Annotated in this window: 21 protein-coding genes; 10 read left to right on the top strand and 11 right to left on the bottom strand. The window is 66.9% G+C overall.

What is annotated here, in order from left to right; all coding sequences use genetic code 11:
• From iolD to iolC, 4 genes are read right to left on the bottom strand one after another with little or no spacing between them, the layout of a single operon-like run.
• A complete protein-coding gene (gene iolD, locus CQY20_RS22315; protein WP_097942261.1) occupies positions 1-1,953 on the bottom strand; it encodes a 3D-(3,5/4)-trihydroxycyclohexane-1,2-dione acylhydrolase (decyclizing) in 1,953 nt (650 codons plus the stop codon).
• Positions 1,954-1,956: 3 nt separating this feature from the next.
• Complete coding sequence (iolB, locus tag CQY20_RS22320) at positions 1,957-2,823, bottom strand: 5-deoxy-glucuronate isomerase (protein WP_097942262.1); 867 nt, start codon at positions 2,821-2,823, stop codon at positions 1,957-1,959.
• A gap of 2 nt (positions 2,824-2,825) precedes the next feature.
• A complete protein-coding gene (locus CQY20_RS22325) occupies positions 2,826-3,737 on the bottom strand; it encodes a Cgl0159 family (beta/alpha)8-fold protein (protein WP_097942263.1) in 912 nt (303 codons plus the stop codon).
• Positions 3,730-4,698, bottom strand: a complete 969-nt coding sequence (gene iolC / locus CQY20_RS22330) for a 5-dehydro-2-deoxygluconokinase (protein ID WP_163700638.1) — start codon at positions 4,696-4,698, stop codon at positions 3,730-3,732. Before iolC ends, CQY20_RS22325 begins: the two co-directional genes overlap by 8 nt.
• Positions 4,699-4,849: 151 nt before the next feature.
• Here iolC and CQY20_RS22335 point away from each other — a divergent pair, with 151 nt between their 5' ends.
• Together CQY20_RS22335 and CQY20_RS22340 are read left to right on the top strand one after the other, a co-directional pair.
• The gene (locus CQY20_RS22335) at positions 4,850-5,581 is read left to right on the top strand and encodes a GntR family transcriptional regulator (RefSeq protein ID WP_097942281.1); all 732 of its coding nucleotides are present in this window, start codon (positions 4,850-4,852) and stop codon (positions 5,579-5,581) included.
• Between the two features lie 113 nt (positions 5,582-5,694).
• The gene (locus CQY20_RS22340) at positions 5,695-6,549 is read left to right on the top strand and encodes a type IV toxin-antitoxin system AbiEi family antitoxin (RefSeq protein ID WP_097942265.1); all 855 of its coding nucleotides are present in this window, start codon (positions 5,695-5,697) and stop codon (positions 6,547-6,549) included.
• A 127-nt stretch (positions 6,550-6,676) separates the two neighbouring features.
• Here the strand turns inward: CQY20_RS22340 and CQY20_RS22345 are convergent, their stop codons facing one another.
• On the bottom strand, positions 6,677-7,462 hold the full coding sequence (locus CQY20_RS22345; protein WP_097942266.1) for a TIM barrel protein: 786 nt from the start codon (positions 7,460-7,462) through the stop codon (positions 6,677-6,679).
• A 151-nt stretch (positions 7,463-7,613) separates the two neighbouring features.
• Between CQY20_RS22345 and CQY20_RS22350 the strand changes: the two genes are divergently transcribed.
• The 3 genes from CQY20_RS22350 to CQY20_RS22360 are packed head-to-tail and all read left to right on the top strand — an operon-like array spanning position 7,614 to position 10,483.
• Positions 7,614-8,600, top strand: coding sequence for a substrate-binding domain-containing protein (locus tag CQY20_RS22350; protein ID WP_097942267.1), 987 nt, complete (start codon positions 7,614-7,616; stop codon positions 8,598-8,600).
• On the top strand, positions 8,600-9,658 hold the full coding sequence (locus CQY20_RS22355; RefSeq protein ID WP_097942268.1) for an ABC transporter permease: 1,059 nt from the start codon (positions 8,600-8,602) through the stop codon (positions 9,656-9,658). Before CQY20_RS22350 ends, CQY20_RS22355 begins: the two co-directional genes overlap by 1 nt.
• 3 nt (positions 9,659-9,661) lie before the next feature.
• Positions 9,662-10,483 (top strand): ATP-binding cassette domain-containing protein, encoded by an 822-nt coding sequence (locus CQY20_RS22360; RefSeq protein WP_097942269.1) that lies wholly within the window; start codon positions 9,662-9,664, stop codon positions 10,481-10,483.
• A 6-nt stretch (positions 10,484-10,489) separates the two neighbouring features.
• Here CQY20_RS22360 and CQY20_RS22365 read toward each other — a convergent pair whose 3' ends face one another.
• The 6 genes from CQY20_RS22365 to CQY20_RS22390 form a co-directional block, all read right to left on the bottom strand.
• A complete protein-coding gene (locus CQY20_RS22365) occupies positions 10,490-11,167 on the bottom strand; it encodes a hypothetical protein (protein WP_133119111.1) in 678 nt (225 codons plus the stop codon).
• 66 nt (positions 11,168-11,233) lie between these two features.
• Entirely contained in the window at positions 11,234-11,902 is a 669-nt protein-coding gene (locus CQY20_RS22370; protein WP_133119112.1) for a hypothetical protein, read from the bottom strand.
• A gap of 194 nt (positions 11,903-12,096) precedes the next feature.
• On the bottom strand, positions 12,097-13,059 hold the full coding sequence (locus CQY20_RS22375) for a Gfo/Idh/MocA family protein (protein WP_097942272.1): 963 nt from the start codon (positions 13,057-13,059) through the stop codon (positions 12,097-12,099).
• Positions 13,056-13,937 carry a sugar phosphate isomerase/epimerase family protein gene (locus CQY20_RS22380; RefSeq protein ID WP_097942273.1) on the bottom strand — a complete coding sequence of 294 codons (882 nt, stop codon included), beginning with the start codon at positions 13,935-13,937 and terminating at the stop codon, positions 13,056-13,058. Before CQY20_RS22380 ends, CQY20_RS22375 begins: the two co-directional genes overlap by 4 nt.
• On the bottom strand, positions 13,934-14,941 hold the full coding sequence (locus tag CQY20_RS22385; RefSeq protein WP_097942274.1) for a Gfo/Idh/MocA family protein: 1,008 nt from the start codon (positions 14,939-14,941) through the stop codon (positions 13,934-13,936). The genes CQY20_RS22380 and CQY20_RS22385 overlap by 4 nt, the downstream gene beginning before the upstream one ends.
• Positions 14,938-16,104 (bottom strand): phytanoyl-CoA dioxygenase family protein, encoded by a 1,167-nt coding sequence (locus CQY20_RS22390; RefSeq protein ID WP_097942275.1) that lies wholly within the window; start codon positions 16,102-16,104, stop codon positions 14,938-14,940. The genes CQY20_RS22385 and CQY20_RS22390 overlap by 4 nt, the downstream gene beginning before the upstream one ends.
• 86 nt (positions 16,105-16,190) lie before the next feature.
• Between CQY20_RS22390 and CQY20_RS22395 the strand changes: the two genes are divergently transcribed.
• The 5 genes from CQY20_RS22395 to mobA all read left to right on the top strand — a co-directional run bounded on the left by CQY20_RS22395 (position 16,191) and on the right by mobA (position 22,051).
• Positions 16,191-17,195 (top strand): LacI family DNA-binding transcriptional regulator, encoded by a 1,005-nt coding sequence (locus CQY20_RS22395; RefSeq protein WP_097942276.1) that lies wholly within the window; start codon positions 16,191-16,193, stop codon positions 17,193-17,195.
• Between the two features lie 117 nt (positions 17,196-17,312).
• The gene (locus tag CQY20_RS22400) at positions 17,313-18,146 is read left to right on the top strand and encodes a PfkB family carbohydrate kinase (protein WP_097942282.1); all 834 of its coding nucleotides are present in this window, start codon (positions 17,313-17,315) and stop codon (positions 18,144-18,146) included.
• A 307-nt stretch (positions 18,147-18,453) separates the two neighbouring features.
• Entirely contained in the window at positions 18,454-20,397 is a 1,944-nt protein-coding gene (locus tag CQY20_RS22405; protein ID WP_097942277.1) for a 2-oxoacid:acceptor oxidoreductase subunit alpha, read from the top strand.
• The gene (locus CQY20_RS22410; protein WP_097942278.1) at positions 20,394-21,464 is read left to right on the top strand and encodes a 2-oxoacid:ferredoxin oxidoreductase subunit beta; all 1,071 of its coding nucleotides are present in this window, start codon (positions 20,394-20,396) and stop codon (positions 21,462-21,464) included. The genes CQY20_RS22405 and CQY20_RS22410 overlap by 4 nt, the downstream gene beginning before the upstream one ends.
• Before the next feature lie 11 nt (positions 21,465-21,475).
• On the top strand, positions 21,476-22,051 hold the full coding sequence (gene mobA / locus CQY20_RS22415; protein ID WP_097942283.1) for a molybdenum cofactor guanylyltransferase: 576 nt from the start codon (positions 21,476-21,478) through the stop codon (positions 22,049-22,051).
• The last annotated feature ends 327 nt before the right edge of the window (positions 22,052-22,378 follow it).

The following is a 22,378-nucleotide window of genomic DNA, read 5'->3' on the forward strand; positions in this document are numbered from 1 at the left end:
TCAGTCCTTCGCGTCGTAGGGCTTCACGAGTGGACGCTGGACCTTCTTCCACTCGGTGTAGGCCTCGTAGGCCTTCTGCGTGGATTCCAGCTGTGAGGTCTGGCTGACCGGTACGTCCCACCAGGACTGGCTGTCGGGCGCATAGATCAGCGGATCGGTCTCGACGTGGATCACCGTGGTGTGTTCGTTGGCCTTGGCCACCTTGACCGCGTCGGTGAACTCCGCGGCCGTCGTCACCTTGATCACCTCGGCGCCCAGGCTGGCCGCGTTGGCCGCCAGATCGACGGGAAGTTTGTCGCCGGCCAGCCGACCCTGGTCGTCGCGATAACGGTAGGCGGTGCCGAACCGCTGGGAGCCCAACGACTCCGACAGCGAACCGATGGAGGCGAAGCCGTGGTTCTGCACCAGCACGACGATGATCTTGACGCCCTCCTGGACCGCCGTGGCCAGCTCGGTGGCCATCATCAGGTAGGAGCCGTCGCCGACGAGGACGAACACGTCGCGGTCGGGGGCGGCCATCTTGACGCCGATGCCGCCTGCCACCTCGTAGCCCATGCACGAGTAGCCGTATTCGACGTGGTAGCCCTTGCGGTCGCGGGTGCGCCACAGCTTGTGCAGGTCGCCGGGCATCGAACCGGCCGCGCACACCACCACGTCGCGCGGGTCGGACAGCGTGTTGGCCAACCCGATCACCTGGCTCTGGCTCAGGCTGCCGCCGTCGTCCCCGACGCGGTAGGCCGCCGACACCGTGTCGTCCCACTCCTTGGCGAGTTCGGCTGTGCGGGCGCGGTATTCGTTGGCGACCGAGTATCCACTCAGCGCGTCGGTCAAGGCCTCGAGTGCTTCGCGCGCGTCGGCGACCACCGACAGCCCGCCCTGCTTGACGGCGTCGAACGAGGCGACGTTGATGTTGACGAACCGGACGTCCGGGTTGTTGAACGCGGTGCGCGACGCGCTGGTGAAATCGCTGTAGCGGGTGCCGATTCCGATGACGACGTCGGCGTCGGCAGCCAGCGCGTTGGCGGCGGTGGTGCCGGTGGAACCGACCGCGCCGACCGACTGCGGATGGTCGTAGGGCAGTGACCCTTTGCCCGCCTGCGTCTCCGACACCGGGACGCCGGTGTGTTCGGCGAAGGCCCTCAACGCATCGGTGGCGCCGGAGTAGATGACCCCGCCGCCCGCCACGATCAGCGGGCGCTGGGCCGACCGGATGATTTCGGCGGCCTTCGCGACCACGGAGCGTTCTGGCAGCGGGCGCGCGATGTGCCAAGTGCGTTCGGCGAACAGCGATTCCGGCCAGTCGAACGCCTCGGCCTGCACGTCCTGCGGCAGCGCGATGGTGGCCGTGCCCGTCTTCGCCGGATCGGTGAGCACCCGCATCGCGCCGATCAACGCCGCGGGCAGCTGTTCGGGTCGCCACACCCGGTCGAAGAACCGCGACAGCGGCTTGAACGCGTCGTTGACGGTGAGCTCGTTGTCGTGCGGCTGCTCGAGGTCCTGCAGCACCGGTGCGCTGACCCTGGTGGCGAACGTGTCCGACGGCAGCAGCAGCACCGGCAGCCGGTTGATGGTGGCCAGCGCGGCGCCGGTGAGCATGTTCGTCGAACCGGGGCCGATGCTCGCGGTCACCGCCCAGGTCTGCAGCCGGTCCTTCTGGCGGGCGTATCCGACGGCGGTGTGCACCGCGGCTTGCTCGTTGCGGCCCAACACATATGGCATCGCCGACGGTGTGCCGGCCTTGTCGGCTTCGACCTGGGCCTGCAGCAGCGCCTGGCCGATGCCTGCGACGTTGCCGTGGCCGAAGATGCCGAGGCAGCCCGCGAAGAACCTGCTGCGCTCACCGTCGCGCTCGACGTACTGGTTGGCCAGGAAGCGAATCGTCGCCTGCGCCACGGTGAGCCGCACGGTGGGCTCGTTGTGCGGCGGCTTGAATGCGGATGCTTTGGAGACCACTCGTCACCCTCCTTGTGTGTGCAGGGGCAGCCGCGGGTCGACGGCCTGGTCCTCCCAAGTGCCTCGCAGCCACGCGTGCTCGGGGTCGTCGACGATTTTCCAGGCGCGTTCCTCGCCGGGCCCGGCCATCACGTTGAGGTAGTACATGTGATAGCCCGGCGCCGCGACCGAGGGGCCGTGATAGCCGTGCGGCACCAGCACGACGTCGCCGGTGCGCACCTCCTCGAGCACCTCGATCGGGCGGCTCGGTGTGCCGTACACGCGGTGATAGCCGAAGCCGCGGGAACCGTCCGGCCCAGGGGCGATTTCGAAGTAGTAGATCTCCTCGAGCGCCGACTCGACCGGTGTTTCCTCGTCGTGCTTGTGCGCCGGATAGCTCGACCAGTTGCCGCCGGGCGTGATGACCTCGCAGGCGATCAACGAGTCAGCCTCGAAAACACCTGCGGTGCCGAAGTTGTGCACCTGCCTGCTGCAGTTGCCGGCGCCGCGCAGTTCGATGGGGACGTCGGCGGCGGCCATCTTGCGGTTGGGCAGCTGCCGTTTGGCGCGGGCGCCGCAGATCGCGAGCCTGCCCTCGCCGCGCAGCGTGTAGTTGTGCCCGGTGCCGATGTAGACCATGTCGGCGGGCCCGTCGAAAACCGATGCGCGACGCCGCAGTTCGAATGCCTCGTGCTCGCATTCGACGACACCGCTGCCCGCCAGCGGCAGGATCATCACCTCGATGCCGACGGTGCTCAGCGACAGCTCCTGCATCGACTGCAACTCGACCACCCACAGGCTGGCCTCGGACCAGCCGGCGGATTCGGGAGTGACGTCGACGGTGTAGGGCAGCGTCGCGCTGCGCGCCGGAATGTAGTACTTGCTGTGCATGCTCAGCCCCTTCCCGCCGCTGCACCGGTCCCGGACCGGACCATGGACACCGCGGTGGCGACCGCCGCGCTGACGTCGTCGTCGGCGGGATACAGCAGCGACCGGCCGACGACCAGGCCGCGGACCGCGGGCAGCGCCAACGCCTTCTCCCAGCTGGCGAATGCCTCCTCCGCATCGGCGGGGTCACCGCCGAGCAGCAGCGTCGGCAGCGTCGTCGCCTCCATGACACGGTCCATCTCGTCGACGACCGGAAGCTTCAACCACGTGTAGGCGGACGTGGAGCCCAGGCCTTGGGCGATGTGGATCGACTTGATCACGGCATCGGGGCTCAGGTCGTTGCGCACCTTGCCGTTGACCCGTGTCGACCAGAACGGCTCGACCATCGCGATCAGGCCGTGGGCGGCCAGCTCGTCGATGGCGCGCGCACACGTCTCCATCGTCGACACCGTGCCGGGATCATCGATACCGATGCGGCACAACATCTTTCCGCCGTTCATCCGCGCCGCCGCGGTGGCTGCCGCGGTCGCCGCCGTCATCCGGTCGTCCAGTTCGAAGCACGCGCCCGCCAAGCCGCCGCGGTTCATGGAGGAGAACACCACCTTGTCCTCCAGCGCGCCGAGCAGCAGCAGGTCGTCGAGGATGTCGGCGGTGGCAAGGACGCCGTCGACGCCGGGATCGGCCAGGGCGGCCCGCAGCCGGTCCAGTAGATCGGTGCGGCTGTTCATCGCGGTCGGTCGGTCACCGACGGCAAGGGCGCCGCGGGCGGGGTGGTCGGCGGCGACGATCATCAGCCGGCCGTTGCCGCGGACGGTGGGCCGCGTCGTACGCGCCTGCCACGCGCGGTCGATGGCCTGCGGGTCGCACGCACGCACCCCGGTGATCTCGGCGTAGTCGCGACACACGGCGTCAGACATTGACCGCCTCCACCGCGGTCTGCTCGGCGAGCTCGGCCACCTCTTTCGCCGTCGGCATCGCCGTCGAGCACTCCAGCCGCGTCGCGACGATGGCTCCTGCGGCGTTGGCGTACCGCAGCGTCTTCTCCAGCGGCCAGTCGTGCAGCAACCCGTGACACAGGCTGCCGCCGAAGGCATCTCCGGCGCCGAGACCGTTGACGACGTCGACGTCGATGGGCGCGACGCTGACACGCTCGTGCCTGGTCTTGCCCAGCACGCCGCGTGGGCCCTGCTTGACGATGGCCAGTTCGACGCCGAGGTCGAGAAGTGCGTCGGCGGCGCGCTGCGGGTTGGTTTCGCCGACGGCGATCTCACACTCCTCGCGGTTGCCGACCGCGACGGTGACGTGCCGCAGCGCCCGCTGCACCTGTTCGGTCGCGGCGGCGGGGGACTCCCAGAACATCGGCCGGTAGTCGAGGTCCAGCACGGTGTGGCGGGCCCGGCTGCGCGCCTCCCAGGCGGCGAAATGCGCGCTGCGGCTTGGCTCTTCGGACAGCCCTGTGACCGTCGACCAGTACAGCCTGGCCGAGCGGATGGCGTCGAGGTCGAGTTCGTCGGGCCGGATCTGCAGGTCCGGGGCGCTGGGGCGGCGGTAGAAGTACAGCGGGAAATTGTCGGGCGGGAAGATCTCGCAGAACGTCACCGGCGTCGGGTACTCGTCGTGGGTGGTGACGAAGCGGTTGTCTACGCCCAGGCCGGCGAGTTCGTTGCGGACGAATCTGCCGAACGGGTCGTCGCCCACGCCGGAGATCAACGCGGCGCGGTTGCCGAGCTTGGCGGCGGCCACTGCGACGTTGGCGGCGCTGCCGCCCAGGAACTTTCCGAACGACTCGACGTGTTCGAGTCCGACGCCGGTCTGCAGGGGATAGATGTCGACGCCGCTGCGCCCGATGGCGAGCACGTCGTAGGGCTGATTTGTCACAATCGCTCTCCGGCGGTCAGTGGTGGCTTGGCTACGACTGTGCACGCCACGCTCCGGCATGTCAATAGTTTGTCCTGACATTCTAACTTTCAATCATGCGGTGCTAAGATTCAGCTACCGTTATCTGGTCAGACCCGAGATCGGAGACAACGTGCCCCTGGCAGTGGAGCTCGACAGGTCAAGTCCTGTCCCTCTCTACTATCAACTGGCCCAGGCCATCGAAGCAGCGATCCGCGACGGCGAACTGGCACCCGGGGATCGCTTCGAAAACGAACTGGCGCTGGCGAAAAGGCTTACGCTGTCGCGTCCGACGACCCGGCGCGCGATCCAGGAACTGGTCGACAAGGGCTTGCTGGTGCGCAAGCGCGGCGTCGGCACGCAGGTGGTGCAAAACCCGGTGCACCGCCGCGTCGAGCTAACGAGCCTGTATGACGATCTCACCCGCGCGGGTAAGGAGCCGACGACTCAGCTGCTCGACTATCACGTCGGGCCGCCCGACGACGAGGTCGCGCGCGAGCTCAGCCTGAAGGACGACCGCGACGTGGTGTCCATCCACCGGCTGCGGTGCGCGAACGGCGAGCCGCTGGCGGTGATGACCAATCACCTGCCGGTCGACATCGCGCCGGACGCTGAGGAACTCGAGAGCAGCGGGTTGTATCAGTCGCTGCGGGCCCGCGGCGTGCACATCCGATTGGCGCGGCAGCGCATCGGCGCGCGTGGGGCGACGCGGGCGGAGGCCAAGCTGCTCGACGAGAAGCCCGGCTCACCGCTGCTGACCATGTCGCGCACGGCGTTCGACGACTCCGGCGCGGCGGTGGAGTTCGGCACGCACGTCTATCGCGCGTCGCGCTACTACTTCGAAACCACGCTCGTCGACCGCTAGCTGTCCCTCCCCGCGAGGCGGAATCTACGCAGCCGTCCTCTCGCAGTTTTGCTGCGAGGATTCCGTTTCGCGGTCGAGGGGAGCCGTCGCGGCGGTTTCGACGTCTATACGGCGTGGGGGAAATACACGTCGGCACCGAGGCGATAGCGAACGGCATCGTCACTCGCTATGAGCTGGCTCGCTGGTATCGCGCTTTCTACCCGAATGTGCATGCGCCGCGGGGGCAGCTATTGACGCTGCACGACCGCGCGATGGGGGCCTGGCTGTGGTCGAAGCGGCGGGCGATCGTCGCCGGCGTCGCGGCGTCAGCGCTTCACGGCGCCGAGTGGGTCGATGCGGACAGCCCGATCGAGCTGATCTACCAGCACACCCACTCGCGGCCGCCACCCGGCATCGTGGCACGCAACGAGCGCATCGCCGACGACGAAATCACCTGCGTCGGCGGCTTACCCGTAACGACACTCGCGCGCACGGCCTTCGACCTCGGTCGCCACCAGCGCAGGGGCGCCGCAATCGCACGACTCGACGCGCTCATGCGAGCCGCGCCCTTCACGCCGGAGGAGGTGCTGGTGCTTGCGAAGCGCTATCGCGGAGCGCGTGGCGTCAAACGGCTCGCGGCCGCGCTACCTCTCGTCGACGGCGGCGCGGCGTCACCCCGCGAGACATGGCTGCGACTCATCTACGTCGACGGCGAACTACCGAAACCCACAACACAAATCCCGATTTACGACACCGACGGCACGCTGTTGCGGACGGTCGATATGGGGTGGGAAGAATTCAAGGTGGTCTCCGAATACGACGGCGATCAGCACCGCACCGACCGTCCGCAATACGTCAAGGATCTACGGGTGATCCCGAAGATCGAGCGGCTCGGCTACATCGTCGAGCGCGTCATCAAGGAAGACCGGCGCTACGACATCTTGCGCCGGGCCAGGGAGTCGCTGGTGTCGCGGGGCTGGCGCCCCTAACTTCGCCCGCGAGACGGATACGTCGCAGGCCCTCACTCGCACTTTTGGTGCGAGGATTCCGTTTCGCGGGGAGCGCGCGGGGGAGCGCGCGGGGGAGCGCGCGGGAAGCGCGCTTAGGGGAGCGCGCTTAAGAGAATGCGCGGCGGAAGGCTTCCAGCGCCGCTTCGCTACCGGCGACGCCCTCGCCCGACGCCCAGGCCTCCAGGCCGACGGTGCCGCCGAACCCCATGCCGCGCAGCGCCTCCGCGATCGCGGGGTAGTTGATCTCGCCGGTGCCGGGCTCGCAGCGGCCGGGCACATCGGCGACCTGAATCTCGCCGATGGCGTCGCCGCAGCGCCGAATCAATTCAATGAGATTGCCCTCGCCGATCTGCGCGTGATACAGGTCCAGCATCATCCGCACGTTGGGGTGTCCGACGCCCTCGACGAGGGCCAGCGTGTCCTTCGCCCGTGCCAGCGGCACACCGGGATGGTCGACGATGGTGTTGAGATTCTCGACGCAGAACGTGACGCCTGCGGCCGCCCCGAGTTCGCCGATCCGCTCGAGCGCGCGGGCCGCCGTCAACCACATCTGGCCCGTGGCACGCTGACGGGGCCGCGCCGCCTTGCCGTCGACGAGCTCGGCGGTGTGCAGGTTGAGCCGCGGAACGCCTAGTGTCTCAGCGGCTTTGAGACTCAGCTCCGCGGTCCGCACCACCTCGTCGGCGCTGTCCGAGTCAATCAGGTCGCCGTGCAGATAGCCCGTCATCGACGAGAACCGCGCCCCCGTCGCGGCCAGCGCGTCGAGATCCTTGTCGTGCCAACTCCAGATTTCGACGGCGAAACCGAGCTCGTCGATGCGCCGAACCCGGTCGACGAAAGGCAGTTCCGTGTACACCATCTCGGCGCACACGGCCAGCCCGATGTCAGCCATCGAATGTCACCCGTTTACGCTCGACCAGCACCGATGCACCCTAACATTTGATATGCAGTCCTAATGTCCGAACAAAGTCTTGACTTTCGCTTGTGAGGCGTATTACATCACCTTGAGACGCGCGGCGTCGCACTCGATACAAGGAGAAACAATGAGGTTCAGTCGGCTCGCGGCGATCGCCGGGACAGGCCTGCTCGTTCTTGGAATCGCGTCGTGTTCATCGACCGGAGGCAAGCCGCGCGAAAGCGAAGGCGGTGGCGGCGGGGGCACCGTCGACACACCCCGCGTGACCATCGCGATGGTCACCCACGAAGTGCCCGGCGACTCGTTCTGGGACCTGATCCGCAAGGGCGCTGAGGCCGCCGCGAAGAAGGACAACATCGAGTTGCGCTACTCCAACGACCCCGAAGCGCCCAACCAGGCCAACCTCGTGCAGACCGCCGTCGACAGCGGCGTGGCGGGCATCGCGGTGACGTTGGCCAAACCCGACGCGATGCGCGCCGCCGTGCAGAACGCCGAGAAGAAGGGCATCCCGGTGGTGGCCTTCAACGCCGGTCAGGACGCCTGGAAGGAGATGGGCGTCAAGGAGTACTTCGGCCAGGACGGCTACATCGCCGGTCAGAGCGCCGGCGAGCGGCTGCGCAGCGAAGGCGCCCGCAAGGCCATCTGCGTGATCCAGGAGCAGGGCCACGTCGACCTGGAAGCCCGTTGCGCCGGCGTGAAGAACACCTTCCCGGCCACCGAGAACCTCAACGTCAACGGCAAGGACATGCCGTCGGTCGAATCGACGATTACGGCCAAGCTGCAACAGGATCCGTCGATCGACTACATCGTGGCGCTCGGCGCTCCGTTCGCGTTGACCGCCACCCAGTCGGTGAAGAACGCAGGCAGCTCGGCCAAGGTCGGCACCTTCGACACCAACGCAGCCCTCGTCGACGCGATCAAGAACGGTGACGTGCAGTGGGCCGTCGACCAGCAGCCGTACCTGCAGGGCTATCTGGCGGTCGACTCGCTGTGGCTGTATCTGAACAACGGCAACGTGATCGGCGGCGGCCAGCCGGTGCTGACCGGGCCGTCGTTCATCGACAAGTCGAACATCGACGCCATCGCCGAGTATGCGAAAGGCGGAACCCGCTAATGAGTACCAGCACCCCGGTGGATCTATCCGAACGCAAAGTCGTCCACGACGAACGCGTCAAGGAACGAAACAAGCTGCAGCGGTTGGTGATCCGCCCGGAAATGGGTGCGCTGATCGGCGCGGTGGTCATCTTCATCTTCTTCCTGGTCGTCGCGCCGCCGTTCCGCGGTCCCGACGCCCTGGCCACCGTGCTGTACGGCAGCTCGACGATCGGCATCATGGCCTGCGCGGTCGCGCTGCTGATGATCGGCGGCGAGTTCGACCTGTCGGCCGGCGTCGCGGTGACCACCAGTTCGCTGGCGGGCTCGATGCTGGCGTGGAACTTCCACCTGAACCTGTGGGCCGGAGCCGCGCTGGCGCTGGTGTTGTCGCTGGCGATCGGCTTCTTCAACGGGTATCTGGTGATGCGGACCAAGATCCCCAGCTTCCTGATCACGCTGGGCACGCTGTTGATGCTGTCGGGTGCGAACATCGCTGTGACCAAACTGGTTTCGGGCCAGGTCGCCACCCCCAGCGTCAGCGACATGCAGGGCTGGGACTCGGCCCGCCTCGTGTTCGCGTCGACGCTGCCGATCTTCGGCGTGCAGGTCCGCATCACGGTGCTGTGGTGGCTGCTGTTCACCGCGGTGGCGACATACGTGTTGTTCAAGACCCGGGTCGGTAACTGGATCTTTGCCGTCGGCGGCGATCAGGAAAGCGCCCGCGCGGTCGGCGTTCCGGTGACGAGGGTCAAGATCGGGCTGTTCATGTACGTCGGCTTCTCTGCCTGGTTCCTGGGCATGCACCTGCTGTTCTCGTACAACACCGTGCAATCCGGGCAGGGCATTGGCCAAGAGTTCATCTACATCATCGCCGCGGTGATCGGCGGCTGCCTGCTCACCGGCGGTTACGGCACCGCGATCGGCGCCGCGATCGGTGCGTTCATCTTCGGCATGGTGCAGCAGGGCATCGTCTACGCCGGATGGGAGCCCGACTGGTTCAAGTTCTTCATGGGCGTGATGCTGCTGTTCGCGGTGATCGCCAACAACGCATTCCGCAACTACGCCGCCAAGAGGTGACCGATGACTGCAACAGTTGACCGTCCCGTGGACGAGGCTCCGTCCGGCGGCAAGGTGCCGCTGGTCGAACTGCGCAATGTCAGCAAGACCTACGGCCACATCACTGCGCTGAAGGACATCTCGCTTCGGGTGCACGCGGGCGAGGTGACGGGCATCCTCGGCGACAACGGCGCGGGCAAGTCGACGCTGATCAAGATCATCGCCGGCTATCACCCGCAGACCGACGGCGAACTGCTCGTCGACGGCGAGCCGTTGAAGTTCTCCTCCCCGAAGGAAGCCTTGGCCAAGGGCATCGCGACGGTTTACCAGAATCTGGCCGTCGTGCCGCTGATGCCGGTGTGGCGAAACTTCTTCCTCGGCCAGGAGATCCGGCAGAAGCGGTTCCCGTGGTCGTTGGACACCAACGCGATGCGGGCCACCACGCTCAACGAGCTGTCGAAGATGGGCATCGACCTGCCCGACGTCGACGTGCCGATCGGCTCGCTGTCCGGCGGCCAGCGTCAGTGCGTCGCGATCGCCAGGGCGGTGTTCTTCGGCGCGCGCGTGCTGATTCTCGACGAGCCCACTGCGGCGTTGGGCGTCAAGCAGTCCGGTGTGGTGCTGAAGTACATCACCGCCGCGAAGGAGGCCGGGTTCGGCGTCGTGTTCATCACCCACAACCCGCACCACGCGCACCTGGTCGGCGACCACTTCGTGCTGCTCAACCGCGGTCAGCAGAAGCTCGACTGCAGCTATGAGGACATCACCCTAGAACACCTCACCCAGGAGATGGCCGGCGGCGACGAACTCGAGGCGCTGTCACACGAGTTGCGCGGCAAGGGCTGACGCCAATTACTCGAACCGCAGGTGGCCCCACATCCAGCCCTGGCCACCGGGCACGGCGACGCCGCGGATCAGACACCAGTCGTCCGGCTTGCAGTCGGCATTGGCTTGCACGCCTTTGTCTTTGGCAATGGTGCCGATGACATTTCCGGTGCCGCCGGGCGTGTCGTACACGTCGACCTCGTCGTACTCCGGCGGAGTCGTCACGAACGCGGTCTTCGACGGCGCACCGGGATTCGCGGGTGGCACGACTTCTGCGCAACTGATGGGGAAGACGGTTCGCCAGAAGACATTGTTGGCCGTCTTGCCTGCCAACTTGTTGTTGTCGTTCGTATCGACATCGCCGATATAGCGTTGGGTCTCACCGTTGTCATACCGCACGGTGAGATCAACGTGGCTCCCCGTGAAACCGCCCGAGATGTTGCCCGACTTGCTCTGACCGCTTTCATGGCTCGCGGTGGCCCTGCCGCTGGCGGTGTGTCCCGTCGACGAGAACGCCACGTTCCAGCCGGTGCCTCCTTCCCGGATGAGCACGTCGCCGGGAAACGCCCACGCGTTGCAAGCCGGGGCGAGTGGAAACAGCGGTATCGCCTGCGCGGGGGCCGCCACTGCGACGAGGCCCATCGTGGAACACGTAGTTGTCGCTGCAATCAGCGTGGCCTGCCACGTGCTGTTCTTCTTGGACATGACATCTGACCCCTTCCGATGCGCTGTCCTCTCTATATCGCCGATTTTCGTATGGCGGACAGCGGGTTAATTCACTTTGACGAAATTCTGGCCCGAATCGATGCCGGCGTAGACCCAGCCCTGGCCTCCGGGCACCTCCTGGTCAGGAATGACCAGATGGCACCAGTCGTCGGAGCACGGTTCGACCAGATCGAGTTTGCGGCCCGGCAGCAGGAAGTAGGTGTCGGGGCCGACTCGCGCGCCTTCCTTGGCGTCGTACACGTCTGAGTTCTGCAGCACCGTCACCGAAGGCTTCGCCGGCGTGGCCGGTGCGCCTTGACCCGGATTCGGTTTCGGCTGTTCCGCCGGAGCCGTATTGCATTTCGCCTTGGTCTCAGAGGTGAACCCGTTGCTGACGTTCTGGCTGTTGGTCGTGGTGCCGAATACGGTGCCGTCGTCGGCGATCGTGGCGCGGTAGTAATTGGACAATCCGGCGCCTGGACCCTCGCCCCAATTGGCGTTGATCTCAACCACGTTGCCGTTGATGTGGCCGCTCACCGAACCCGTGGTCTTGACGTTGTTACTCCAGTACTGCGCATAGGCCGGCTTGCCACTGGGCAGTGCGGTGATCGACTTTCCGGTCCACCCGTAGATGTCCACCTCGATGCCGTTGTCCTGGTGCAGGATCAGGTTCGCCGGACCCAACACCCAGTCGTTGCATGCGGCGCTTGCGACCGGGGCGACCGTAACGGGCATCCAGACCACACTCGTCGCGACAATGGCTACCATCAGCTTAGAGAGGCTTGCAAACATTGTCGGTCCTTTGAGCGCACGGTGGCCTGACCGACCAACGCTAGGCCCCGACCGGCGGCAAAGGTATCCGGTGTTTCCCTATATTTTTTGGCCGCCGGCAGTGGCAATGTGCCATCGGTCGGTGGCAACGCAGAAAATCAGCGCGGAGCCATGCCGGCTGCGCGGTAGGCGGTGTCGACATATGCCATGTTCTCGACCGCGTCGGCGGCGTCGATCGGCAGCGGCGCCCCCTCCAGCACGTGGGCGGCGAACGCCTCGAGCTGGTAGCTGTATGACGACCTGGTGCCGTGGCGCTCGACGCGGGCGCCCTGCGGCGTCCGGATGGTCAGGCGGTCGTCCTCGTGCGGCCTGATGAAGTTGTGCGCGAAGACGTCCCCCTTGGTGCCGACGATGCGCAGCGTGAACGAGAAGCCGGTGGCGGCCATCGTGTTGGCACTGAGCCCAGTGGCGCCGTGGGGAAAGCGAACCTCGACGTCGCACCATTCGTCGACGCCTGCGCCGCGCTCGTTCGCGTGCGCGCTGATGATCGACGGGCGGCCGAGCCTGCGCATGACGTGCAGGCCGTAACAGCCGAGATCCATCAGGGACCCGCCCGCCATCTCCAATGACCATCGGGGGTCGTCGGGTTCGGGCGGCGGCATCGCCATCCGCACCTCGACGTGGCGCATGTCGCCGATGGTGCCGTCGGTCGCGAGTTCCAACGCCCGCTGCGTAACCGGATGGAACAGATAGTGAAAGCCCTCCATGACCGTGACACCCGCGGCCTGCGCGGCGTCGGCCACCTGCGCGGCCTCGGCCCGGTTGCGTGCGAACGGCTTTTCGGACAACACCGGCTTACCTGCCGCGATCGCCGCCAGATTCCACGGGGCGTGAAGCGAATTCGCCAACGGGTTGTAGACCACGTCCACCTCGGGGTCGGCGACGACATCGGCGTAGCTGTCCAAAACCCGCTCAACGCCGTGCTTTTCGGCGAACGCCTCGGCGCGGCCACGATCGCGGGCGGCCACGGCGACCAGCCGGTGACCCAGCTGGTGCGCGGGTCCGACGATCGCGAGGTCGGCGATGCGGGATGCGCCGAGCATCCCAATCCGCAACGTCATACCGGGATGCTGCGGCAGGTGTCCTGCATGAACGCGACGCTGGTGCGCACGTCTCGCAGGGGTCCTTCGTCGGCGGGTTCGGCGTCGAGGATGGTGTCCTGTTCCATCACGAACCAGCCGTCGTATCCGTTGCCCAACAACGCGGTCACGATGCCCGCGATGTCCACATCGCCGTGGCCGAGTGGCGTGTAGATGCCGCGCCGGACGGCTTCGGTGTAGGCCAGCTTGCCCGCCTGCACGTCGGCGGCAAGCCCGGCGTCGACGTCCTTGAGGTGGGCGTGCGCGATGCGGCCGGGCACCTCGCGCGCCAATTGCAGCGGATCGGTGCCGCCGATCAGCAGGTGGCCGGTGTCGAGGCACAGACGGATCGTCGAGCCGTCGAGTACGCGGTCGACCTCTGCGCGGGTCTCCACCATCGTGCCGACGTGCGGGTGCAGCACCGCGAGCACGCCGCGCTCGGCCGCCGCGGCGGCCAGCCGGTCGAGGTTGCCCAGCAGCGTCGCCCACTGTCCGTCATCGAGCGTCGGGCGGGCGTCGTAGCCGTCGGCACCTGTGGCCGCGGCGAGCACCAGCACCGAGCCGCCGGAGGCCACCAGCGAGTCCAGTGATCCGGCGATGTCGGGCACCGGGTCGTGATCGGCGTCGTGGCACACCACCGGGGCGAACTGGCCGACGCAGCCGAGGCCGTATGACTCGAGCAACGCGGTCAGCTGCGCGGGGTTGGACGGCAGAAACCCTTCGGGGCCAAGCTCTGTCGCCGACACCCCGACGTCGCGCATCTCGGTCAGCACCCGCTGCGGCGAAAGCTGATGGCCCCAGCCGGGCACCTCGCACACTCCCCAGGAGATCGGTGCGCCTGCCAGTTTCACAGCGGTCATACTGACCGCACCTCCTCGATTCGTACGGGCATACCGCGTTTCAGCGATTCGGTGGCCGCCTCGGCCAACCACGCCACCTCGACGGCGTCGGCGACAGTGCACGCAGGCGCCGCGTTGCCGGTCGCGACGTCCACGAAGGCCGCGAGCTCGGCGCGGAACGCGTCGGTGAAGCGGTCCATGAAGAAGTGATGCGGCGGGCCTTCCGGAAAGGTGTTAACCGGGTCCACGTTTCGCACCGGGGCGCCCTGGTCCCAGCCTGCGACGACCGTGTCGTGGAAGCCGTGCACTTCGAGCCTGCAGTCGTAGCCGCGGCCGTTGTACCTGGCGGCCGACACGACGCCGAGGGTGCCGGACTCGAACCGCACCACCACCGCGGCGGTGTCGACGTCGCCGAACTCGGCGAACTTCGGGTCGCCCTGCACGCTGCCCGTGGCGTACACCTCGACGGCCTGTTGTCCGGTGATCCAACGCAATACGTCGAAGTCGTGCACGGCGCAGTCGCGGAAAATGCCGCCGGAGCCTGCGATGTATTCCATCGGCGGCGGCGCGGGATCCATCGTCGTGCTGCGCACCGTGTGCAGCGGCCCCACCGAGCCGTCGTCGACGGCACGTTTGACGGCGGCGAATGCGGCGTCGAAGCGGCGCTGATAGCCGACCTGCACAGGCACCCCGGAGCGGGCGATAGCGTCGGCGACCCTGGCGCTTTCCGCCGCGGTGGCCGCGATCGGCTTCTCGCAGAACGTCGGGATGCCGCGTTCGACGGCGGCCAGCGTCAATTCCGCGTGGGCCGGGGTCGCCGCGGCCACCACGACACCGTCGATGCCCGCCGAGAGCAACTGCTCGACCGAATCCGCCGGTTTGGCACCGTGTTTGGCCGCGACGGCCGCGACCAGCTCCGGTCGCTCATCGGTGATGACCAGACCGTCCACACTGTCCAGCGCGCTCAGGGTGTCGGTGTGGAAGGCGCCGATACGGCCCAATCCGATCACGCCGAGTGTGGTCATGGCCTTCTCCGATCGTCCTTGTCGCGCAGCGCGACTTCGAGTTGTTCAACGGTGAGGTCGTCGCCCAGCGCGGCCAGCACGGTGTCGACCTGGCTCGGCGGCGCGAGGCTGCCGATCGGTTGGTCGCTGTCGAGGTTGGTGGGGAAGGGGTAGCCCTCCGCGGTCGCGACCACGACGTTGAGCAGCTCCCGCTGGCTGCGGCCTGCGGCCTTCATCGCCAGCAGCGCCGGATAGACGGCCACCACCATCGCCGTGCGGTCCAGCGCCTCCATCGCCCTGCCGAACGGCGACGAGATCTGCAGCAGGTTGGCGATGCGCCGAACGTCGGAGGAGACGTTGGTGCCCGCGCCGTGATACAGCGCGGGGTTGAAGAAGATCGCATCGCCCTTGCGCAGCGGCATCTGGATGTGCTGTTCGGCGAAGAACTCGATGAATTCGGGCCGGTGAAACGCGATGTAGCCGGCGGCGAACCGCTGCGAGTAGGGCAGCAGCATCGTCGGACCGGTTTCGACCGGCATGTCGCAATGCGCCACCGCGCCTTGCAGAGTCAGCACCGGCGACATGCGGTGCAGGTGCGCCGGGTAGTCGGCCAAGTCGTCAGGGGCGACGAAGCCGAGGTGATAGTCGCGGTGCGGAACTTGTTGTTGGCCACCGGGATTGACGACGTTGACCTGAGAGGTCATCTGGTAGCGCGGACCCAGCCAGGCCTGCGACACGACGGCGAGCGTGTCGTTGGCGTAGTACTCGGCGTACACCTCGGGGGCGTGCATCGCCAACTTCTGCGCCGCGTTCCAGATGCGGTCGTTGGCACCGGGCTTGCCGAAGTGATCCCCCGCCGCCGAGCCCTGCGCGCGTTGCTGGTCGATGATCGCGAAGAACGCGTCGCTGGCGGCGTCGACCACATCGGCGGCGAAGGCGTTCTCGAACACGACGACGCCGGGCCCGTCGCTCAGCGCGCGGATCAACTCGGCCTGCAACGCGCGCCGGTCATCGGGTGTCTCGGGAGCCGAAGCGGGGTAGATCAGCACGTTCTCGCGGACGTCGACCGCGTGCGGATAGTCGGCGAGATCGGTGCGCTGGGAGACCTCGGCGCGGAAGTCCTCGATCCCGCAATCCGACTCTTCGATCCACGGCCGGTATGCAGTGGTCAGCGGCGATGCCATGGCAGCTAGTCTGGTAGTCGCCGACACGTTGATCAACACCAAAAATCCATCAAAAAACCCTCAAACACGACAAGGATGGCCGTCCGTTGGCGCACCGTTTCAAGGTCCGCGAGATCGCCCAGCAGTCCGGCCTCAGCGAGGCCACCGTGGACCGGGTGCTCAACAAGCGGCCCGGCGTCCGCGAGACCACCCGCGCCGAGGTCATGCAGGCGATCGCCGACCTTGAAAAGCAGCGCGCGCAACTGCGGCTGAACGGCAGGCGCTACCTCATCGACGTCGTCATGCAGACGCCGCAGCGGTTCTCCGACGCCTTCCGCGCCGCCGTCGAGGCCGAACTGCCCGTCTTCGCGCCTGCCATGCTGCGCGCCCGGTTCCACCTGTGGGAGACCGGTTCGACCGCACAGATGGTCGACGCGCTCGGCCGCCTGCGCGGCAGCCACGGCGTGATCCTCAAGGCGCAGGACGATCCGGCCGTAGCGGAGGCGATCGACCGACTCGTCGACAGCGGGGTGCCGGTGGTCACCTACGCCACCGACGTGCCCGCCAGCGCGCGCTGCTCCTATGTGGGCATCGACAATCACGGCGCCGGTGTGACCGCGGCCTACCTGATGGGGCAGTGGCTTGGCGATGCCCCGTCGGATGTGTTGATCACGTTGAGCCGCAACGTGTTCCGCGGCGAGGGGGAGCGCGAGGTCGGATTCCGGTCGGCGCTGCGCAATTCGGGACGACAGATCGTGGAGGTCAGCGACAGCGACGGCATCGACGCCACCAACGAGCGGCTGGTGCTCGAGGCGCTCGAGGCTAATCCGTCCGTCGAGGCCGTCTACTCCGTCGGCGGTGGCAACGCCGCGACCGTCGCCGCGTTCGACCGGCTCGGCCGCAGGTGCCGCGTCTTCATCGCCCACGACCTCGACGCCGACAACCGGCGGCTGCTGCGCGACGGCCGGATCTCGGTGGTGCTGCACAACGACCTGCGCGCCGACGCGAGGCTGGCGATGCGGCTGATCCTGCAGGAACACAGGGCGCTGCCGCCCGAGCCGGTGCGTCCGGCCCCGATCCAGGTGGTGACCCCGTTCAACCTGCCCCTGTGACTGCACGAATCGTCGATTCGTGAACCCGGCGACTACTATTCGCCGCACGCGGCGATCGGCGTCGTGGGTGACGTGAGGATCGTGGGGGTGAAGATGCACGGCCGTCTGATCGCGGGGGTGACCGTCATGGGAAACCTCGCGATCGACGTCATCGACGGGGCCCCGCCGACCCCCGGCGGATGCGCGTCGTTCGCTGGCGTCGCGCTGACTTCCGTCGACGTCCCCGGCCGGCTGGTGGCGATGGGCGCCGAGCGCGATCACGCCCTGTTCGACGACCTCGCCGAACAGCTCGGACCGATGCTGCACATCCTGCCGTCCGACCGCACCAGCTCGTTCCGGCTCGACTACACCGACGTCGACCACCGCCGGATGTACGTCGACGCCATCGGCCCGGTGTGGGGCGCCGCCGAGATCGAAGCCGCCGACCCGTCCACCACCTGGCTGCATCTGGCCCCGCTGCTGCGCACCGACTTCCCCGCGGAGACCCTGGCCCTGCTGGACGCCCGCGGCCATCGCATCGTCTACGACGGCCAGGGCCTCGTGCGCGCCGACCGGGTGGGGCCGATGGTCGTGGACCGGCACTTCTCGCCCGAGCTGCTGCGGCACATCAGCGTGCTCAAACTCGCCGAGGACGAGGCCATCGTCGTCGCCGACGGCCCGTTCGACGGGTCGACCGCCGACCGGCTGGGCGTGCCGGAGATCCTGGTGACCTACGGGTCGGAGGGCTGCGACATCTACGCCGACGGCACCGTGGTGCGCGTCCCCGCGGCCTGGCGTGTCGAAGGCGTTCAGACGACGGGCGCGGGCGACATGTTCACCGCCTGCTACACCGCGCACCGCGCCGCGGGCGAGGATTGTCGGCGCGCCGTCGAACTGGCCAGCGAGCTCGTCGCCCGTCAGCTCGAGCAGCGCCTGCGCACCGGGTCGGTACGTCCCGTACTACCGGGCTGAACAAGGCGTGCTTGCCGGACTTCGACACGTGCTAGCAGGCAGCTACCAATCGGTAACTTTTTCCTTAGAAAGGCGTGTCGCAAAACGTGACGAACGACACACTGGTGTCTCATTGAGTTGTGGCGCATGCCGTGTGAGCAGGGGGTTAAGCCGCTAACGGGTCGCCGATACATTACGGGCACTGTGAAAGCCCGCCTTAGAGAAGTGGTTTAATCGGTACTGAGAGTGACAGCAATTTTATGCACGTTTTCCCCTTTGGCGCGACAAGCCTGCGACTGAGGGGCCGCGGACACGAAAGGCAGGGGTCGTGAGCCCGAACGGCAACGGGGCGCCAGAGACTCGCCAGAAACTCGAGAAGGTTGTCATTCGATTCGCCGGAGATTCAGGCGACGGCATGCAGCTCACCGGGGACCGGTTCACCTCCGAAGCCGCGTTGTTCGGCAATGACCTTGCCACTCAACCGAATTACCCCGCCGAGATCCGCGCACCAGCAGGCACTCTTCCCGGTGTCTCGTCGTTCCAGATCCAGATCGCCGACTACGACATCCTGACCGCTGGCGACCGTCCCGACGTCCTCGTCGCGATGAACCCGGCCGCGCTGAAGGCCAACATCTCCGATCTGCCGCGCGGCGGCCTGGTGATCGCCAATTCCGACGAATTCACCAAGCGCAATCTCGCCAAGGTCGGCTACGAGGCCAATCCTCTCGAAACCGACGAGCTGTCCGACTACGTCGTGCAGGCCGTTCCGATGACCACGCTGACGCTGGGTGCAGTGGAGTCCATCGGCGCGTCGAAGAAAGACGGCCAGCGCGCCAAGAACATGTTCGCGCTGGGCCTGCTGTCGTGGATGTACGGCCGCGAACTCGACCACAGCGAGGCGTTCATCCGCGAGAAGTTCGCCCGCAAGCCCGACATCGCCGAGGCCAACGTATTGGCCTTGAAGGCGGGCTGGAACTACGGCGAAACCACTGAAGCCTTCGCCAGCACCTACGAGGTGGCACCCGCGAAGCTGAAATCCGGTGAGTACCGCCAGATTTCGGGCAACACCGCGCTGGCGTACGGGCTGATCACCGCCGGCCAGCTCGCCGGTGTGCAGGTGGTGCTCGGCTCGTATCCGATCACGCCGGCCTCCGACATCCTCCACGAGTTGTCCAAGCACAAGAACTTCAGCGTGCTGACCTTCCAGGCCGAGGACGAGATCGCCGGCATCGGCGCGGCGATCGGCGCGTCCTACGGCGGCGCGCTCGGCGTCACCAGCACCTCGGGCCCCGGCATCTCGTTGAAGTCGGAGGCCATCGGCCTCGCCGTGATGACCGAGCTACCGCTGATCGTCATCGACGTGCAGCGCGGCGGACCCTCGACAGGTCTGCCGACCAAGACCGAGCAGGCCGACCTGCTGCAGGCGATGTTCGGGCGCAACGGTGAGTCGCCCGTCGCGGTCATCGCGCCACGGTCACCGTCCGATTGCTTCGAGGTGGCCATCGAGGCGGCGCGCATGGCGATCACCTACCACACTCCGGTGATGATCCTTTCCGACGGCGCGATCGCGAATGGCTCTGAGCCGTGGCGGATTCCGGACGTCAGCACGTACCCGGCGATCGAGCACAGGTTCGCCAAGCCGGACGAGCCGTTCCAGCCGTACGCGCGCGATCCGGAGACCTTGGCGCGCCAGTTCGCCATCCCGGGCACGCCGGGGCTCGAGCACCGCATCGGCGGTCTCGAGGCGGCCAACGGTTCGGGCAACATCTCTTACGAGCCGAAGAACCACGATCTGATGGTGCGGCTGCGCAAGGCCAAGGTCGACGGCATCGCCGTGCCGGATCTCGAGGTCGACGACCCGACCGGCGACGCGGAATTGTTGATGCTGGGCTGGGGCAGTTCCTACGGGCCGATCGGCGAGGCGTGCAGGCGTGCGCGTCGCAAGGGCCTCAAAGTCGCCCACGCCCAACTCCGTAACCTCAACCCGTTCCCGGCCAACCTCGGCGAGGTGCTGCGGCGCTACCCCAAAGTGGTGTGCCCGGAGATGAACCTCGGCCAGTTGGCGCTGCTGCTGCGCGGCAAGTACTTGGTGGACGTGCAGTCGGTGACCAAGGTGGAGGGCATGGCGTTTTTGGCCGACGAGGTCGAAGCCATCATCGACTCCGCCCTGGACGGAACTCTCAGCGAAAAGGAAAATGACAAGGCCAAGTTCGCGCGGTTGGCGGCGGCCACCATCGAAACCGAGGCGACTGGCGTGGGAGCTAACGCATGACTGACCTGATCGGAACCGATCTCGGGCTCAGCCCGGGACTCGGTGGGGTACCCACGACCGATGAACCGCAGAAGGCCAAGGACTTCACCAGCGACCAAGAGGTCCGCTGGTGCCCCGGCTGCGGTGACTACGTCATCCTCAACACGATCCGCAACTTCTTGCCCGAGTTGGGTCTGCGGCGCGAGAACATCGCGTTTGTCAGCGGCATCGGCTGCTCGAGCCGCTTCCCGTATTACCTGCAGACCTACGGGTTCCACTCCATTCACGGCCGCGCGCCGACCATCGCCACCGGCCTGGCGCTGGCCCGGTCGGATCTCTCGGTGTGGGTCGTCACCGGCGACGGCGACGCGCTGTCCATCGGCGGCAACCACCTGATCCACGCGCTGCGCCGCAACGTCAACATCACGATCCTGCTGTTCAACAACCGGATCTACGGGCTGACCAAGGGTCAGTATTCGCCGACCTCGGAGGTCGGCAAGGTCACCAAGTCGACGCCGATGGGCTCGCTGGACTACCCGTTCAACCCGGTGTCGCTGGCGCTGGGCGCCGATGCCACGTTCGTGGGCCGCGCGCTGGACTCCGACCGCAAGGGGCTGTCCGAGGTGCTGCGCGCCGCCGCCGCACACCGCGGGGCCGCGCTGGTCGAGATCCTGCAGGACTGCCCGATCTTCAACGACGGCTCGTTCGACGCGCTGCGCAAGGAAGGCGCCGAGGAGCGGCTGATCAGCGTGCGCCATGGTGAGCCGATCACCTTCGGCGCCGACGGCGAGTACTGCGTGGTCAAGTCGGGCTACGGGCTCGAGGTCGCCAAGACCGCCGACGTCTCGGCCGACGAGATCGTGGTGCACAACGCCCAGGTCGAGGACCCGGCGTACGCGTTCGCGCTGTCGCGGTTGTCCGAGCAGAACCTCGAGCACATGGTGATGGGCATCTTCCGTCAGGTCAGCAGGCCGACCTACGACGACGCGGCCCGACAGCAGGTGGCGACAGCGCGCGAGGCCAAGGCGCACGACACGGCCGCACTGCAAGAACTACTCCGCGGCAAAGACACCTGGATCGTCGACTAACCTCAGTGGACGTGACATCGCCTGTGCCGCTTGCTGGAGTCGTATTGGCGGGCGGTGCATCTCGCCGCATGGGACGCGACAAGGCCACCGTGTCGTATCAGGGCACCACGCTTGTCGAGCTTGTCGTCTCTGCGCTGAGTGCCCGCTGCTCGCCGGTCTTTGTCATCGCCGCCCCCGGGCAGAAGCTGCCCGAGTTGCAGGCCGAGATCCTGCGCGACGAGGCGCGCGGCGTGGGACCTCTGCTGGCGACTGGGCGTGGGTTGCGCGCGGCCAAAGAGGCCGGCTGCGAGTTGGCCTTCGTGTGCGCGGTCGACATGCCGTTCATGTCCACCGACCTGGTCGACCAACTCGCCGAGCGGGCCGCCCGCCTCGGAGCCGACGTGACCCTGCCCTGGGATGGACGCGACCACTACCTGGCCGGTGTCTATCGCACCGGGCTGGCCGACAAGGTCGATGAGCTGGTGGCGGCGGGGGAGCGCAGCATGCGCGCACTGGTCGACAGGGTCGACACGCAGCGCATCGTGATGCCCCAGCAGCGGGCCTTGACCAACATCAACACCGAGGCAGACCTGAAGTCGTTAGCGTAGGTAATTGTCGCAGCAAATTGCAAGCGATAATTAGCACCCCTCGACATTCGATTTCTCTGCCACCTTCGGCGAATTTACGCGCGCTAATTCCCGCCGACCTCTTCATTTCCAATTCAAGCGTTGCCGATCGCGGATTCCGAGATGCCCTGTGTCGTGGTGGATTTCGGCGTCGTCGTACTTCGTTGCCTACCTGGCGGCTTCGCGTGGGCCGACAGCGGCCGGGAAGAAAAGGCCTGGATTCGATCACTAACCTGAACGTTTCGTGAGATGGGCCGTTGACACGGCTTGTAATGCACGGAAGTGCCTGTCCTGCTTGAGAACATTGGC

The organism is Mycolicibacterium agri (assembly GCF_002553505.1).
Classification (GTDB): Bacteria; Actinomycetota; Actinomycetes; order Mycobacteriales; family Mycobacteriaceae; genus Mycobacterium; species Mycobacterium agri.

Coding starts and splice junctions, on each gene's coding strand:
- CQY20_RS22410 (WP_097942278.1), top strand. CDS start 20,394: ATGACTGACCTGATCGGAACCGATCTCGGGCTCAGCCCGGGACTCGGT.
- iolB (WP_097942262.1), bottom strand. CDS start 2,823: ATGCACAGCAAGTACTACATTCCGGCGCGCAGCGCGACGCTGCCCTAC.
- CQY20_RS22350 (WP_097942267.1), top strand. CDS start 7,614: ATGAGGTTCAGTCGGCTCGCGGCGATCGCCGGGACAGGCCTGCTCGTT.
- CQY20_RS22385 (WP_097942274.1), bottom strand. CDS start 14,941: ATGACCACACTCGGCGTGATCGGATTGGGCCGTATCGGCGCCTTCCAC.
- CQY20_RS22390 (WP_097942275.1), bottom strand. CDS start 16,104: ATGGCATCGCCGCTGACCACTGCATACCGGCCGTGGATCGAAGAGTCG.
- CQY20_RS22375 (WP_097942272.1), bottom strand. CDS start 13,059: ATGACGTTGCGGATTGGGATGCTCGGCGCATCCCGCATCGCCGACCTC.
- CQY20_RS22325 (WP_097942263.1), bottom strand. CDS start 3,737: ATGTCTGACGCCGTGTGTCGCGACTACGCCGAGATCACCGGGGTGCGT.
- CQY20_RS22365 (WP_133119111.1), bottom strand. CDS start 11,167: ATGTCCAAGAAGAACAGCACGTGGCAGGCCACGCTGATTGCAGCGACA.
- CQY20_RS22360 (WP_097942269.1), top strand. CDS start 9,662: ATGACTGCAACAGTTGACCGTCCCGTGGACGAGGCTCCGTCCGGCGGC.
- CQY20_RS22370 (WP_133119112.1), bottom strand. CDS start 11,902: ATGCCCGTTACGGTCGCCCCGGTCGCAAGCGCCGCATGCAACGACTGG.
- CQY20_RS22355 (WP_097942268.1), top strand. CDS start 8,600: ATGAGTACCAGCACCCCGGTGGATCTATCCGAACGCAAAGTCGTCCAC.
- CQY20_RS22345 (WP_097942266.1), bottom strand. CDS start 7,462: ATGGCTGACATCGGGCTGGCCGTGTGCGCCGAGATGGTGTACACGGAA.
- CQY20_RS22380 (WP_097942273.1), bottom strand. CDS start 13,937: ATGACCGCTGTGAAACTGGCAGGCGCACCGATCTCCTGGGGAGTGTGC.